Origin of the sequence: Pontibacter populi, from assembly GCF_019336435.1 — a bacterium.
GTDB classification, from domain to species: Bacteria; Bacteroidota; Bacteroidia; order Cytophagales; family Hymenobacteraceae; genus Pontibacter; species Pontibacter humidus.
This window is the reverse complement of sequence record NZ_JAHWXQ010000004.1, coordinates 247,954-263,924: the sequence shown is the minus strand read 5'-3', so window position 1 is coordinate 263,924 and position 15,971 is coordinate 247,954. Positions and strand designations below refer to the sequence as shown.

The following is a 15,971-nucleotide window of genomic DNA, read 5'->3' as shown; positions in this document are numbered from 1 at the left end:
GTGAATAGCAACTTGAAAAGATGAACTGGATACTGTTAATTATTGCCGGGCTGTTTGAAGTAGGATTTACCTCCTGTTTAGGCAAGGCCAAACAAGCAACAGGAATAGCAGCTACCTACTGGTACATCGGGTTTATAGTTTGCTTAACTGTGAGTATGGTCTTACTGGTGAAAGCAACCCAAACCCTGCCAATTGGAACGGCTTATGCTGTCTGGACAGGAATTGGAGCAGTTGGCACTGTGCTTATGGGGATATTCTTCTTTAAAGAGCCTGCTGAGTTCTGGAGACTGTTCTTTATAACAACACTTATTGCATCTATAGTTGGCCTGAAAGCGGTCTCGAATTAGAAAATGCCTGAAGTGATAACCAGTGTTACTGGTATAGTATAAAAAGTAAATTATAAAGTTCGTAGTTCTGCAATCTCATGAACCACGAAAAACGAACAACGAAATAATGGCTAAAATAACGTTCGATGGCATTGAAGTAGAGGTAGAAGATGGAACTACCATCCTGCAGGCCGCCAGAAAAATTGGTGGCAGTGTAGTGCCGCCTGCCATGTGTTACTATACTCCATTAAAAGGCAGTGGCGGTAAGTGCCGTGTGTGCCTTGTAAAAGTAACGCAGGGTTCTGCCAAAGACCCACGCCCTATGCCTAAACTGGTAGCATCGTGCATTACGCCAGTGCAGGATGGCATGGTGGTAGAGAATACGACCAACGAAGATGTTCTGAATGCCCGTAAAGGCATCGTGGAAATGCTGTTGATCAACCACCCACTGGATTGCCCTATCTGCGACCAGGCTGGTGAGTGCGATCTGCAGGACCTTTCTTACGAGCATGGTGTAAGTGCTACACGTTACGAGGAAGAGCGTCGTAAATTCAACAAGATTGATCTTGGCCCTTACATACAGCTGCACATGACGCGCTGTATTTTGTGCTATCGTTGCGTGTATACTGCTGACCAGATCACAGCCAACCGTGTGCATGGCGTGTTAGGCCGTGGCGATGCTGCTGAGATCGGTACGTACATTGAGAACGTGATCGATAACGATTTCTCTGGAAACGTGATTGATGTGTGCCCTGTAGGTGCGCTTACAGATAAGACCTGGCGCTTTAAGAACCGTGTTTGGTTTACAAAGCCAATGGACGCACACCGCGACTGCCCGACCTGCTCTGGTAAAGTAACGCTCTGGACACGTGGCGAAGAAGTATTGCGCGTAACAGCCCGCAAGGACCAGTACAACGAAGTAGAAGAGTTTATCTGTAACACCTGCCGCTTCGATAAAAAAGAAACAAAGGACTGGACAATTGAAGGACCGCGTCATATTGAGCGCAATTCTGTAATTTCGGCCAACCATTACGAGTTGCCGGTGCTGAATGTGCCTATCGTGCCTAACTTACCAAGTTCTACCAAGAAAAACCTGCCACAGGAATAAACATGGAGTCTGTAGACCTAATATATAAAGGGATTTTTATCCTGGTAATTTTCGGTATCACTCTACTGATCGCTACCTATTCAACTTACTTTGAGCGTAAAATAGCAGCTTTTATCCAGGATCGTGTGGGCCCGAACCGTGCTGGTCCTTTCGGATTACTGCAGCCGCTTGCCGATGCCGGTAAACTGTTCTTTAAAGAAGAATTTATACCTGCCAAAGCAAATAAAGCGCTGTTCATTATCGGCCCGGGTATTGCCATGCTGGTAGCAACAATGTCGAGCGCGGTTATTCCGTTTGGCGACATGCTTATAGTTGGAGGCCGCGAAATATGGCTGCAGGCTATCGATGTTAACATCGGCGTACTGTATGTTTTTGGTATTGTATCGCTGGGTGTATATGGCCTGATGATCGGTGGATGGGCTTCGAATAATAAATTCTCGCTGCTGGGCGCCATTCGTGCAGCATCGCAGAACATTAGTTACGAACTGGCCATGGGTCTTTCGCTGATCGCAGTGCTGATGATGACAGGCTCACTTTCGTTAAGAGAGATCGCAGAGCAGCAGCAGGGCTTTAACTGGAACATCTGGTACCAGCCGCTTGGCTTTATCATTTTCCTGGTGTGTGCTTTTGCTGAAACTAACCGTACGCCATTCGACTTACCGGAATCTGAAGCTGAACTTATTGGTGGTTACCACACCGAGTATGGCTCTATGAAACTGGGTATGTACCTGTTTGCGGAGTATATCAACATCTTTGTAGTATCGGCTGTAATGTCAACACTATACTTTGGTGCTTACAACTTCCCGTTCATGGAGAACCTGCGTTCGGCTATCAGCGATCCGGTACTGGCCAATAACGTGGTAACTTTGGTTGGTGTAGCTGTAATGTTTGCCAAGATATTTGCCTTTATCTTCTTCTTTATGTGGGTTCGCTGGACGCTTCCGCGCTTCCGTTATGACCAACTAATGAAGCTGGGCTGGCAGATACTGATTCCGCTTGCAATACTGAACATGGTACTGACAGGTGGCGCTATTCTGCTGAAAGATTCTTTATTTTAAACTATAGTACCGAAATCTGATTGTTATACTACAAGTATAGCTGATCATAACGGAGACGAGATATAATGGAACCATTATCAAATAGAAGCAAGAAAGTGCAGAAGCGCGAGATGACCTTTGCAGAAAGGGCTTATCTTCCGGCAATTGCACAGGGCTTAGGTATTACGTTAAAACACTTCTTTAAAAAGAAGGCAACTATAAATTACCCGGAGCAAACGCGCGAGCGCAGCGATATCTGGCGTGGCCTGCACGTGTTAAAGCGTGATGAGAACGGCGCGGAGCGTTGTACTGCCTGCGGACTTTGCGCGGTAGCATGCCCTGCAGAAGCCATTACCATGACTGCCGGAGAGCGTAAAGCTGGGGAAGAGCATCTGTACCGTGAGGAAAAATACGCAGTTACATACGAAGTGAACATGCTGCGTTGCATTTTCTGCGGGCTATGCGAAGAGGCGTGCCCTAAAGCTGCTATCTTCCTGCAGGACGATAAACTTGCACCTGCCCGCTACGAGCGCGACGAATTTATTTATGGCAAAGACCGACTGGTGGAGCCTTTAAAAACCACTGAAACAAAATAATCCCATAATGGAGAACGTGTTCTATTTCCTGGCTTCGCTTACATTGCTTTGCGCCCTGATGGTAGTACTATCTAAAAACCCGGTGCACAGCATTATTTTCCTGATCATTACCTTCTTCACTATTTCAGCACACTATATTCTGCTGAATGCGCAGTTCCTGGCTGCCGTAAACATCATCGTTTACGCCGGAGCGATCATGGTATTGTTCCTGTTTGTGATCATGTTCCTTAGTGTTGGCAAGAATGATCACGACCCGAAAGCATCTGCTGTGACCAGAATTACCGGAACTATAGCTGGCGGCTTACTTTTTATAGTGATGTTCGCAGCCCTGAAGGATGCCCATGTAGGAACCTATGATGCCGAAAACTTTAACTCACAGATCGGTATGGTAGAGAACCTGGGTAAGGTCCTGTTCACAAAATACCTGCTGCCATTCGAATTAGCATCGGTGCTGTTCCTGGTTGCCATGGTTGGTGCCGTAATGTTAGGTAAGAAAGAAACCGGAGAAAGACACTTCTAATCCGAACTGCTTAAAAAATATAAAGGGGCTGCAATTTTATAGTTGCAGCCCTTTTTTTTGTTTTACCGGGATTTACAGGATTAGAGGGATAAAGCTATTGCTATAGTTAGAGGTAAAGTTTTATAGTTCCCGTTGGTCCAACCACCCCAAACCCCTTCTTACCCAAGGAGGGGAGCTTTCGGTTACCGCTATAGTTTGAATTATGGTTCTATAGTTGCGGTTTTAACCCACCCCTACCCCTCCCAAGAGGGGAATTTCTGTTGTTGCTATAGTTTGGTTTACAATTTTATAGTTGCCGTTACAACACCCCTGTAGTCCCCTCAAGGGGACAGTTCCACCTTTGCTTGTTTCTAAACTATAGTTTTATGATTCCAGTCCACGAGCAGGACAGGTTTACCTGGCCTTACGAAACTATAATCCCGGTAAATCTCGAAGTGAGCAGGTTCAAACTACACTTAGCGGTTGCTATGCGAAAATTCACAGTCTTTGGGTTGAGCGCCTTGTAGATTTGCGGTGCTGAAAGCATTGCGACGCAGGAGCAAAGCAAATGTACACCGCGCGATGCCCGAAGACGAGGCCTCCCGGCCGTGAGGGTACCAAAGCCAACTATAAAACAATAGGTGAGTAGAGCTCCCAGGATGGAAAGTGATTTCAAAGGATAGCTTGGTTCAGATTGTAGAGTAGCAAACTATAGAACTGTAGATAATCTAACTATAAGCCGAGATAGATTTGTCACTTCGTTCGAAATGACAAAGAGGAACTATAGAACGAGTAAGATTCCTCGACTGCCTTCGGAGTGACAAATTCTACTAAACACTACTTAACTATAAACTCTACTTCCAACAGCTCCGAATGGCCCTGGTCATCATCTGAAATGGCTATCACTCTATAGTTACCAGGCTTATCGGCCTTCTCTACAACCAGCGATTCTATTTTGCCGGTATAGGTTTTCCCCTTGTTGTCGGTTACTTTGGCGGCCTTCGCAACTATAGTTTTGCCAGCCGCTATAGTTTCAGTTAGGTCAGCTAAAGGAATATAGCCGATGTAGCTTCCTAATACTTCCCCGTCGAGAATGGCATTTGGGGCGCTTTCTATAGATGCTGTAAAGAATAGTTTATCATCTAAAATAAAAGCTCCTGAGAAACCAGCCTGATAGTGCTGCAATGTCGGCAACCGGAAAAAAGTAGCAGTTGGGGCTGGAAGGGGCTTATCTTCGAAAAGAAATGCAGTGAAGTCAGATACTTTTATTGTCAGGACAACATTGCCGGCTTTATTAAGGGCTCGCTGGAGCAGGTATACATTCTCATCTGAAATGGCAAGGCCTTCAATATTCAGCAACTCTTCCCCAACTACAGTTGTATCCTGTTGCAGCGCATCCATCAGCTTCCTGAAGCTAAACTGTTTTACAACAGCTTTCCCGGCAACTATAGGCAATTCTATCAAATATCCCAGGTTCCGGGCTTCTGAGGAGCCAGAGCCAAGCGTAAGCAGGTAATTTTTGTTTTTATAGTTTATAGTTGCCAGGCTCTCCAGGTCTGGCTTCAAAGGTTTGGGGATGCGGCCATTCTTAAAATCAGAAGTATCGAAAAGCGCATACTTTTCGGTGAAAGTAAAGTCTTTGCCAACCAGGTATAAAAACGGAGAATCGTCGCCGATGATATAATAGCCCTCTGGTGCAGTCTCGATGCCTGAGCCCGAAGGAATATTATCGTAGAACGTTTTACCTGTAACTACTGCCGTTATAGTTTCCGCATCTGTTTTTTCTGTTCCCTTTTTCTCTTCCATAGTACACCCATGTAATATCAATACTGCTAATATAATAAAGCTATATAGTAAGCCTACGCTATAGTTTGATTGATAATTGTACGCTCGTCTCATGTTTTTTCTGTTTCAGATTGCATTTCGTATTGTCACATTTTTGTACTGCATGGTCGCCTGTAAACTATAGAAACAGGGGCTGCAAGTATAACTATAAACCTACGCATCTTTATCACTAAAGTATAAGCAACGGCAGCAAAGCCAAACTATAAAACTAAGCAAAAACCTGTTTCTGGTGTATTTTTATCAGGAATAAGTCTTATTACAAACTAGTAAAACTATAGATGCCTACATATAGCGGATTGGTATTAAGAAGTATGGAAATATGTTATGGATATTTAAGAAATCGGGATAACTTTGCGACACGAAATATTGGATTATACTTTAACAGTAGGACTACGTTCGGACTACACAGAAAATGAATCAGATACCTGAAATTATCAGAACCATTCCGCTGGAATATTACCTGTTCTTTAGCACTGCTCTTTTCGCGATCGGCGTAATTGGCGTACTTACCAGACGAAATGCCATCATCATCTTTATGTGTGTGGAGCTGATGCTGAATGCTGCAAACATTTTACTTACAGCACTTTCTGCTTACCGCGGAGATACAAACGGACAGGTTTTCGTGTTTTTCATTATGGCTGTTGCCGCCGCCGAAGTATGCGTTGGTCTGGCAATTATTGTAATGATCTACCGCAACATACGCTCTACGGACGTGCAATTGCTTAACCGCCTGAAGTGGTAAGCCCCGAAATCTAATCTACAATAGCTTAACTTAATACAAATTAGATGCAAGAGATTGTAATGCCCTTCAATAACCAGGCGATGGCACTGCTCTGTTTGCTTATTCCGTTGCTGCCTCTGATCGGCTTTATCGTGAACGGGCTTGGCAACAGGAAGCTCGCAAAGGGTATGGTAAGTCTGATAGGCTGCGGCACCGTGCTCGCCTCCTTCCTTATCTCGGTATACCTTTTCGTTGATTTTACAGCCAATGGCAGCCGCGCTTACACCGTAGATTTCTATAACTGGATCTCGGTAGGCAACATGCAAATCGGTTTCTCGTTTTTGATAGACCAGCTGACGCTGCTGATGATGCTGATGGTAACCGGTATCGGTTTCCTGATTCACCTGTACTCGGCCGGCTACATGAGCCACGATGAAAACTTCGGTAAGTTCTTCGCTTTCATCAACCTGTTCATGTTCTCGATGTTACTGCTTGTAATGGGCTCTAACTACGTGATGATGTTTGTGGGCTGGGAAGGGGTAGGGCTTTGCTCGTACCTGCTGATTGGTTTCTGGAACAAGAACACCAACTATAACAATGCTGCCAAGAAAGCCTTCGTCATGAACCGTATCGGTGACTTAGGTTTCCTACTGGCTATTTTCCTGATTTTTATCACGTTCGGTTCGGTTAGCTACCCGCAGGTTTTTGCTGAAGCGGCCCGTTACACTGGTGGAATTGATTCTACAGTAATGATTACGATTACCCTGCTGCTGTTTGTTGGCGCGATGGGTAAAAGTGCACAGATACCTTTATTTACCTGGTTACCGGATGCGATGGCAGGTCCTACTCCAGTTTCGGCCCTGATACACGCGGCAACCATGGTGACGGCTGGTATTTATATGGTAATTCGCTCGAACGTGCTCTATGTGCTAGCTCCATCTACTATGGAAGTGATAGCTATAGTTGGTATTGCAACGGCACTGCTGGCGGCAACTATAGGCCTGGCACAAAACGATATTAAAAAGGTATTGGCTTACTCTACTGTTTCGCAGCTGGGTTACATGTTCCTGGCACTTGGCGTAATGGCCTTCGATTCGTCTATCTTCCACGTACTGACGCACGCTTTCTTCAAGGCGCTTCTGTTCTTAGGTGCTGGTTCAGTTATCCACGCCATGAGCAACGAGCAGGATATCCGTTTCATGGGTGGCTTGCGCAAGTATCTGCCTATTACGTTCCTTACTTTCCTGATCGGTACACTGGCAATTGCCGGTATTCCACCATTCGCTGGTTTCTTCTCTAAAGATGAATTACTGGCGCATGTTTGGGAGCATAATAAACTGATGTGGGGACTTGGTCTGCTGACTTCGTTCATGACTTCATTCTACATGTTCCGCCTGGTGTTCCTGACATTCTTCGGCACGTTCCGCGGCACAGAAGCACAGAAATCTCACCTGCACGAATCACCAATGTCAATGACACTGCCGCTGATCGTGCTGGCTATCCTTTCAACTATAGGCGGATTCTTAGGTATTCCGGCAGTGTTTGGCGAGAACATGCACGTGCTGCAGAATTACCTGGCGCCTATTTATGGTTACGCGCAGGTTGCTAATGCAGCTGCAGTTGCACCACTACACATCGATCATGCGACTGAATGGATGCTAATGGGTATTTCGGTAGCGGTGGCTGTAGTGGCGATCATCCTGGCTTATGTTATGTATGTGAGCAAAAAGCAGGTTCCGGCAGCAGAAGGCACCCAGCTTTCTCCTATCCACAACCTGATCTACAACAAGTATTACATCGACGAATTATATAACGCGATCATCGTCCGCCCGCTCATGTGGCTATCTTCTGTTTTCCACAAAGTATTTGATGTGACTATAGTTGATGGCATCGTGAATGGTGTAGGTAAGTTTGTGATGCAGAGCAGCCGCACACTTCGCTTTGCACAGAGTGGTGCAATCGGGTTTTACATTCTGTTGATGGTGGTAAGCATCGCGCTTATCCTGTTTTTAAATTTCTTTATCGGATAAGGTTCTTAGAAGATGATAACAGCTCTTTTACTTTTCTGGCCTGCCTTAGCAGCACTGTTGGTGTTGCTGATAAAAGGACAAGGTGCCAAGAAAGTGGCTTTTGTAGCAGCACTCATTGAGTTTGCCATAGCTATACTTGCAACTACAGGTTTTGATGCGGCAGGTGGCCGTATGCAGTATGAACTGAATTTGCCATGGGTAGAGAATGCCGGTATCGGCTTCCATATCGGTATGGACGGTATCAGCTTACTGATGGTGTTGCTGACTACTTTCCTGGTTCCGCTGATCATACTCTCGGCCTTCAACCACGACTATAAGAACCCGAACGCTTTTTACGCCCTTATCCTGTTCATGCAGACCGGCCTTATCGGTGTGTTTGTAGCCTTGGATGCGTTCCTGTTCTACTTCTTCTGGGAAGTGGCCCTTATTCCGATCTACTTTATTGCAGCCATCTGGGGCGGTACAAATCGCATTAAGGTTACGCTCAAGTTCTTTGTGTATACTGTCTTCGGCTCGCTTTTCATGCTGGCTGCTTTTGTATACCTGTACTTCCAGACGGGTGCAACTGACGCAGCAGCACATTCTTCTGATGTGCAGGCGTTCTACCAACTGGCCTTAAGTGCTGAATCGCAGAGCTGGATCTTCTGGTTCCTGTTCATTGCCTTCGCTATTAAAATGCCGGTGTTTCCGTTCCATACCTGGCAGCCGGATACTTATACCGAGTCGCCTACACAGGCTACCATGTTGCTTTCCGGTATCATGCTGAAAATGGGTATTTACGGTGTGCTGCGCTGGTTACTGCCGGTTGTGCCAATGGGTGTGAGCCAGTGGGATGAACTGGTGCTTGTCCTATCTATCATCGGTATTGTTTACGGATCTGTTATCGCCATCCGCCAGCACGACCTGAAACGCCTGATCGCTTATTCATCTATCGCACACGTTGGCCTTATTGCAGCTGGTATCTTCACCCTGAACGAGCAAGGCCTACAGGGTGGCGTTATCCAGATGCTGAGCCACGGTATCAACGTAACCGGTCTGTTCTTTATCATCGACATCATTTACAGAAGAACCAACACCAGAGAGATTACCAGCCTGGGTGGTATCACACAGAACGCAAAAGCACTTTCGATCTTCTTTATGATCCTGTTGCTGGGTGCTGTGGCGCTGCCGCTTACAAACGGTTTCGTAGGTGAATTCCTGCTTCTGTCTGGTGTGTACCAATACAATGCCTGGTTTGGCGCTGTAGCTGGCTTAACAATTATACTTAGTGCGGTTTATATGCTGCGCATGTTCCAGGGTGTGATGTTCGGTACCAAGTCTGAGCATACAGATGCTTTCACTGACCTCACATTCAATGAAAAAGCAGTGCTTATTCCGCTGGTGATCATGGTATTCTGGATCGGTTTGTTCCCGAACACGTTCCTGAGCATTTCGGAGCCGGCTGTAGGTAACCTGCTGAACATCATTAACCGCTAATTAACAGGAAATACGACGACATGACCTCGATCATACTTCTTTCAGTTTTTGGCATCGTTAACCTTTTTGTAGGTTTCCTGAAGTCTAAGAAAATATTATTACCGTTGGCCCTGCTGTTTTTAATAGTGGTGTTTGGTGTGAACCTGCTTGCCTGGAACAACACCCAGACCTACTTCAACAACATGCTCACCATCGATAACTATGCGGTGGCTTTTACGGGCATTATGGTACTGACGACGCTGCTTATTCTTCCGTTCTCGCAAAGTTATATCGATGCGGAAGATGAGAACCTGGCTGAATACTACTCTCTGCTGCTGTTCTCGCTGGTTGGTGCCATAATGATGGTAGCCTATGAGAACCTGATCATGCTGTTCATCGGTATCGAAATCCTGTCGATTGCCATGTATGTGCTGGCAGGTAGCAACAAACGCAGTCTTCGTTCAAACGAAGCTGCCCTGAAGTACTTCCTGATGGGTTCGTTCTTTACAGGTGTGCTGCTGTTTGGTATAGTTCTGATCTACGGTGCAACTGGTACTTTTGACATTACAGAGATAGGCGCGGCCAATGTGATGGCAGATGGTACAACCAATACCATGTTCACGATGGGTCTGCTGCTACTAGTGATTGGTATCTCCTTTAAGATAGCTGCTGCTCCGTTCCATTTCTGGACGCCGGACGTGTATGAAGGTACGCCAACGTTCTTTACTACGTTTATGGCTACTGTAGTTAAAACTGCAGGTGTGGCGGCTTTCTATAAATTAATGAATGCAGCTTTCGAAGGCTCTTTCACAGCCTGGTTCCCGACTATTATTGCTATCACAGTACTGACGCTGGTAGTTGGTAACATTGGCGCAGTAATTCAGCCAAGCGTGAAGCGTATGCTGGCTTATTCATCTATCTCGCATGCCGGTTACCTGCTGATGACGCTGGTGGCTTTCAATGACCTGTCTGAGAATGCAATCTTCTTCTATTCCCTGTCTTATGCCCTGGCATCGGTAATGTCGTTTGGCATTCTGAAGCTGGTAGAAGACGCGCGTGAAGGAAACCATTCTTTTGCAGCCTTCAACGGACTGGGTAAAACAAATCCGCTACTAGCTTTCGTGATGACTGTTTCGATGCTATCGCTGGGTGGTATCCCACTTACAGCTGGTTTCTTCGGTAAACTGTTTGTATTCTCAGCAGTGATTGAGACTGGTAACCTGATGTGGCTGGTGGTATTAGCCGTTGTACTGGCAGCTATTGGTATCTACTACTACATTAAAGTAGTTATCGCCATGTACATGCAGCCTGCCGGTGAAAACACCAAAGTACCGGTAAGTGGTTTTGCAACATTGGTACTCATCATCTGTGCGGCACTTACTGTTCTGTTAGGTTTAGTACCGGGTTTAGTAAGTAATATGCTGTAATAGGAAACTATAAACTATAGGAAGGCTGCTCTGCAAAGAGCAGCCTTTTTTATTGATAACTCTATACTTAGTTCATAGGAGTAGTAAGCCTTTTTCTATAGTTTATCAGCTGTCAATTCGAGAACTGGAAGGTTTTGACTACAGCTTAATGTTGGTTTGATAGATGAAAAAGATTTAACACCTAGCAGCGTGCGCAGCTCCTGCTAGCGTCTGGGTTATAGTTCCCTTTTGTCATTTCGAACAAAGTGAGAAATCTATCTCAGCTTTTAGCTAACTATAGTTGCAATTAGAACCAAGCTGTCTTTTCAAATTTCCTTTAATCCTGGGAACTCTACAAATCTACAGTTTCAATTTAGCTTTGGTGCCCTCACGGCCGAGAGACCCCGTCTTCGAGTATCGCGCGGTGTACATTTCCTTTTCTCGTTCCTCGAAATGCCTGCGGCACCAGAAATCTACAAGGCGCTCAACCCAAAGACTGTGAATTTTCGCATAGCTAATGTTGAACTATAGTTTGAGCCGGTAAACTTCGATATTTATCGTGGCTATAGTTCCGTGGGGACAGGTAAACCTGTCCTGTTCACAGGCTGTAACTATAGCAAACTCAGATTTCTCCCACTGGTCGAAATGACAGCTTGAAAAGTAACAGCAGGTAAGTCCCCTTTGAAAGGGGAGAGGGGATGACAAACAGCAACTATAGAACTATAGCCACCGACTACAACTATAGCCGGAAATCCCCTCTCGGGGGGGGTAGGGGTAGGTTAAAACCGAAACTATAAAACTATAGTCACTAACTATAGCCAAGTTCCTTCCCCCTTCAAACACCCCAATTTTATTAATAATGCTAAATATTTTAGCTTTTTATATAGCTTTTGCTAATTTTGTTCGTAAAGCAAATGCATATGGAAACTAAAGTGATACCTATAAGTCAATGGCAGCCGGGGCTGTACAGTATCGCAGAAGAGGCTGATGATAAACTACTGTTGTTTGGAACCACTGTGCGGGCCGGCTTTCCGAGCCCTGCCGCCGATTATTCTGCTGATCCAATTGACCTTAACAAATATATTTCAGAGAATCCTACGGCTACGTTCTTGGCGCGCGTAGAAGGCGACTCAATGATAGGAGCGCATATTGAATCAGGTGATCTTGCCGTAATAGACAGGTCTGTAAAAGCGATTACCGGAAACATTGTACTGGCTTTTGTGGATGGCGAATTTACTATTAAGCGGGTCCTGTTCCGGAAGGATGGTACTTACCTGCAACCCGAAAACCCTAACTATGAAACTATAAAAATAGATAATCCCGAAGGTGGCCATATCTGGGGTGTAGTGGTGGGCGTGATTAAAAAGTTTAAATAAGCTATGACATCGCTGTTTGCTATAGTGGATTGTAATAACTTTTATGCGAGCTGTGAGCGTGTGTTTAACCCTGCGCTTAATGGTAGGCCAGTGGTAGTGCTATCGAACAACGACGGCTGCATTATAGCGCTCAGCAACGAAGCCAAAGCTTTAGGCATAAAAATGGGTACGCCCTACTTCCAGGCGCGGCCGCAGCTTGAGAAGGATGGTGTAGCCGTGTTCAGCTCTAACTATGAGCTATATGGTGATATGTCGCGGAGGGTGGTGGAGACGCTGCAGCAGTTTACGCCTAACCTGGAGGTATACTCCATAGATGAAAGCTTCCTGGACCTGGGTGATTTTTATAAAATTGATCTTCAAAGCTACGCGAAAACTATAAAAGAGACCGTGTTTCAGTGGACGGGCATACCGGTAGCCGTGGGCGTAGCAACTACCAAAACGCTGGCAAAAGTAGCTAACCGACTGTCTAAAAAATCTACTAAAGCAGACGGGGTGTTAGTACTGACGGATGAACGCCACATTGAAGCTGCACTCAAAAGAACCGATGTGGGCAGTGTTTGGGGCATTGGCCGGCGCTACGCCACTAAACTGGCTGGGCTGGGCATACACACCGCATGGGACCTGCGCAACGTAACCGACGGCTTCGCTAAAAAGCACCTGACTGTAGTGGGCCTGCGCACGGTAAAAGAGTTGCGTGGCGAATCGTGTATGGAACTGGAGCACATGCCGCCGGCCAAGCAAAACATCTGCACATCCCGCAGCTTCGGCGAAACATTAACCGAACTAACCGACCTGGAAGAAGCCCTGGCCACACATACCGTGCGTTGTGCCATGAAGCTGCGCAAGCAAAAGTCATGTGCTGGTGTGATAACCGTTTTCCTGATGACGAACCGCTTTACCGAGCAGCATTACTACTATAGCCGAACTATAAAACTAGACAGCCCTACCAGCAGCGAACTCGACCTGCTTCGCCACGCCACCAGAGCCCTGAAACAGCTATACCGCCCGGGCCTGCAATATAAAAAAGCAGGTGTTATAGTTTCCGACATCGTGCCAGCTAACCAGGTACAGCTCTCGTTACTCAGCAGCCAAAACACTGAACGCGACACTAAACTAATGCACGTGCTCGACGACCTACGCGAAAAATACGGCAACAAGTTCGTGAAGTACGGCGTGCAGGGCACCGGCAAAAAGTGGCAGCTAAAAGAAGAGCACATCTCGGCGTGCTATACTACGGATTTGAGTGGGTTGCTTAAAGTGGGGTAAGAGATTTGTGATTCGCGAATTGCAAGCTAATATCTTATGTATTCATTGAATTCTATTCGCTGGCGCGAGTTTACAGAGCATAAAAGCATATGACCTAAAAGCAAAAGGCTTAGATATGATCTTTAAACTTTTTGTAGAGTTAACCAACCTTAGATGTTCACTACAATTTTCCTTTTTCCAATTTTATCTCCAGATCTAATAGTTAGCATATATATTCCTGATATGTTAGCAGGTAATTGTATACCTTGTTTCAGCTCACTAGTAGAGTAATTGTTCTTTAAAACTGACTTACCGAACAGGCTAGTAATTTCAATAGTAACTTTATCTTTAAAGTTCAGTGATTCATTGAACTGAATAGAGATTACATCAGTAGCCGGATTGGGATATACACTAAACTGGCTTTGTGCTATATCATTTAGCCCTGTAAGGGTTGACCTGTTAAAAACCAAAACGGTCCCGGCGATAGATGCTCCCACGCTTGAGTCGAATTGACCAATGATTACTTCATTTTCAGAAAATGCTATTGCAGTACCGAAGTTGACAGTAATGGAACCATTATTGTATTTATCCGGATTGAGTAATTTGGTCCCTTGTACCCAGCCCTTTTTGGTTTTCAGAAAGAAGCTTGCTGCCCCACGGTAATTGTCAATGAATCCAATCACCGCAATATCATCTTTTATCTCAACTGCCCTTCCAAAATATGCAGAGGTATCGCTTGAGGCAATTAATTTAGCTGTTTGAGACCAAGCACTTACTTGTTTTTCGAATATATAAGCCGAACCTTTATTTTTTCCATTAATAACATCTAGAGGTGCGCCTACAATAAGTTGATTTTCGAACAAATTGACGTCCCATCCAAATTGTTCTCTGTCAGTTAGTTGTGCGTCAGTAGGTTGTAATTTAGCTGTCTCCGCCCAATATTCATAAGACCTCTCAAAAATGTATACACCGCTCCTGTTATAATTTTCATTAGCTGCGGCTGTGTATGCACTAACTACAGCATAGCTATCACTTATGTCCACTTTAAATCCAAAGTGTGCTCTGTCAAACTCATCACTGGCAGTAAGGTGGGCTACTTCAGTCCAAGTTTCAGTATCTCCCGTACCAACTCTTTTATAGACCCATGCACTCCCCCTATCGCTCCATGAGGGACCATTACCCCTGCTGTTAATTGCTCCAACTATAGCATAGTTCTCAACTATAGCTACTGAATGTCCAAACTTTGCTCCGAACTTCTCAGGCAGACGAAGTTGCTTTACCCATCGATCATTCACTTTTTTATATATGTATGCAGCTCCACTTGAAGAGTGGCCAGGAGCACCAACAATAGCATAATTTTGACTTATATCTACTGAGTATCCGAAGTCAGAATAAGTAGACATTTCAGGTTCTGCAATAGTTTGTGTTAGTTGCCAGCCTGAAGCGCGTTTCTGGTAAACATGTGCTACACCAGCACTATAATTTTTATTGACTGGGTTAATAGCCTGAGTTTCCCCTACAATCATAAAATCAGAATGAGCTGCTACAGCTTCTCCAAAGCGCCCTCCGGGTGTGAAGACTGGGGCAAATAGCTGTTGAAAAGACTGAGCATTGCATATTGAAATAGAAAGTGCAAGGCTGATGAAGTAAAAGAGTATAAGTTTAGTTTTCACAGATCGCATTAAGTTAATTGGAAGAAAAGCTGAAAATATAGTAAGTAATAACCTCAAGCTTTTTCAATGACGAATATAGGGTATTTTATATGAATTGAAAATCTTAGTCTTTTTAACCCTCTCTATTAGCAGAACTTAGAGCGAAATATTATCCAAAGCATGCACAATAGAAGGAGATGTGAAACCAATCAAGGGTTTCTATGGAGAAGCTTGGGAAAGAATATAAATACAGATGTTATCGGAAATTGAGTCTATACTACAATTTTAGCAGTGTAGATACTTAAAGTTCACAACAACGTGGAGATAAGAGAAAGCTTTAACTCTTGAATATACTGGTCTTATCAGGAATTAGGTAGTATATTCTAAATAGGAGTGGATGGTGATGTTCGCTCTTACTATTTAAATAATATAAGCCGAGAAAACAAAAAAGCCTGTCTACTTTCGTAAACAGGCCTTTTATTGTGGTCGCGAAGGGAGCAGGAGCAGGTTTATCATAGTATATCTTATTGAATCATCAGCATTCAATTATCAGTTATCACAGCGTTTATTATACAAAGCTGTATCAAGCTTAATCTTTAAGATTCACTTCTGTCAGTAAAGTTGTACCGCAGGATGTACCGTAAACATTTCTTAAATATGTCTTTCACAATCTTT

At 44.8% G+C, this 15,971-nt stretch carries 14 protein-coding genes; 12 read left to right on the top strand and 2 right to left on the bottom strand.

The genetic code is table 11. The features are described from left to right. Positions 1-20: 20 nt before the first annotated feature. From KYK27_RS14980 to KYK27_RS14955, 6 genes are all read left to right on the top strand, one after another. Positions 21-347, top strand: coding sequence for a DMT family transporter (locus KYK27_RS14980; RefSeq protein WP_199110988.1), 327 nt, complete (start codon positions 21-23; stop codon positions 345-347). Between the two features lie 106 nt (positions 348-453). Further along, a complete protein-coding gene (locus KYK27_RS14975) occupies positions 454-1,434 on the top strand; it encodes a 2Fe-2S iron-sulfur cluster-binding protein (protein ID WP_162427520.1) in 981 nt (326 codons plus the stop codon). Between the two features lie 2 nt (positions 1,435-1,436). Next, the gene (gene nuoH, locus KYK27_RS14970) at positions 1,437-2,492 is read left to right on the top strand and encodes an NADH-quinone oxidoreductase subunit NuoH (RefSeq protein WP_199110987.1); all 1,056 of its coding nucleotides are present in this window, start codon (positions 1,437-1,439) and stop codon (positions 2,490-2,492) included. 65 nt (positions 2,493-2,557) lie between these two features. Further along, positions 2,558-3,067, top strand: coding sequence for a NuoI/complex I 23 kDa subunit family protein (locus tag KYK27_RS14965; protein WP_233150463.1), 510 nt, complete (start codon positions 2,558-2,560; stop codon positions 3,065-3,067). A 7-nt stretch (positions 3,068-3,074) separates the two neighbouring features. Next, positions 3,075-3,587, top strand: a complete 513-nt coding sequence (locus tag KYK27_RS14960; RefSeq protein WP_199110985.1) for an NADH-quinone oxidoreductase subunit J — start codon at positions 3,075-3,077, stop codon at positions 3,585-3,587. Positions 3,588-3,952: 365 nt separating this feature from the next. Next, positions 3,953-4,093 carry a hypothetical protein gene (locus tag KYK27_RS14955; RefSeq protein WP_199110984.1) on the top strand — a complete coding sequence of 47 codons (141 nt, stop codon included), beginning with the start codon at positions 3,953-3,955 and terminating at the stop codon, positions 4,091-4,093. A 310-nt stretch (positions 4,094-4,403) separates the two neighbouring features. On the opposite strand, the gene KYK27_RS14950 is transcribed toward KYK27_RS14955, so the two are convergent. After that, positions 4,404-5,372 carry a DUF6929 family protein gene (locus KYK27_RS14950; RefSeq protein ID WP_199110982.1) on the bottom strand — a complete coding sequence of 323 codons (969 nt, stop codon included), beginning with the start codon at positions 5,370-5,372 and terminating at the stop codon, positions 4,404-4,406. A 451-nt stretch (positions 5,373-5,823) separates the two neighbouring features. Between KYK27_RS14950 and nuoK the strand changes: the two genes are divergently transcribed. The 6 genes from nuoK to KYK27_RS14920 all read left to right on the top strand — a co-directional run bounded on the left by nuoK (position 5,824) and on the right by KYK27_RS14920 (position 13,665). Further along, a complete protein-coding gene (gene nuoK, locus KYK27_RS14945) occupies positions 5,824-6,153 on the top strand; it encodes an NADH-quinone oxidoreductase subunit NuoK (protein WP_162427516.1) in 330 nt (109 codons plus the stop codon). Between the two features lie 44 nt (positions 6,154-6,197). Further along, positions 6,198-8,162: an NADH-quinone oxidoreductase subunit L gene (gene nuoL / locus KYK27_RS14940; RefSeq protein WP_233150462.1), complete on the top strand. Its 1,965-nt coding sequence runs from the start codon at positions 6,198-6,200 to the stop codon at positions 8,160-8,162. A 12-nt stretch (positions 8,163-8,174) separates the two neighbouring features. Beyond that, positions 8,175-9,638, top strand: a complete 1,464-nt coding sequence (locus KYK27_RS14935) for a NuoM family protein (protein WP_199110980.1) — start codon at positions 8,175-8,177, stop codon at positions 9,636-9,638. Between the two features lie 20 nt (positions 9,639-9,658). Further along, positions 9,659-11,044, top strand: a complete 1,386-nt coding sequence (locus tag KYK27_RS14930; protein WP_199110979.1) for an NADH-quinone oxidoreductase subunit N — start codon at positions 9,659-9,661, stop codon at positions 11,042-11,044. A gap of 899 nt (positions 11,045-11,943) precedes the next feature. Then, positions 11,944-12,399 carry a LexA family protein gene (locus KYK27_RS14925; protein ID WP_199110977.1) on the top strand — a complete coding sequence of 152 codons (456 nt, stop codon included), beginning with the start codon at positions 11,944-11,946 and terminating at the stop codon, positions 12,397-12,399. A 3-nt stretch (positions 12,400-12,402) separates the two neighbouring features. Next, complete coding sequence (locus KYK27_RS14920; RefSeq protein WP_199110976.1) at positions 12,403-13,665, top strand: Y-family DNA polymerase; 1,263 nt, start codon at positions 12,403-12,405, stop codon at positions 13,663-13,665. A 149-nt stretch (positions 13,666-13,814) separates the two neighbouring features. Here KYK27_RS14920 and KYK27_RS14915 read toward each other — a convergent pair whose 3' ends face one another. After that, the gene (locus KYK27_RS14915) at positions 13,815-15,317 is read right to left on the bottom strand and encodes a T9SS type A sorting domain-containing protein (protein ID WP_199110975.1); all 1,503 of its coding nucleotides are present in this window, start codon (positions 15,315-15,317) and stop codon (positions 13,815-13,817) included. Positions 15,318-15,971: the final 654 nt, after the last annotated feature.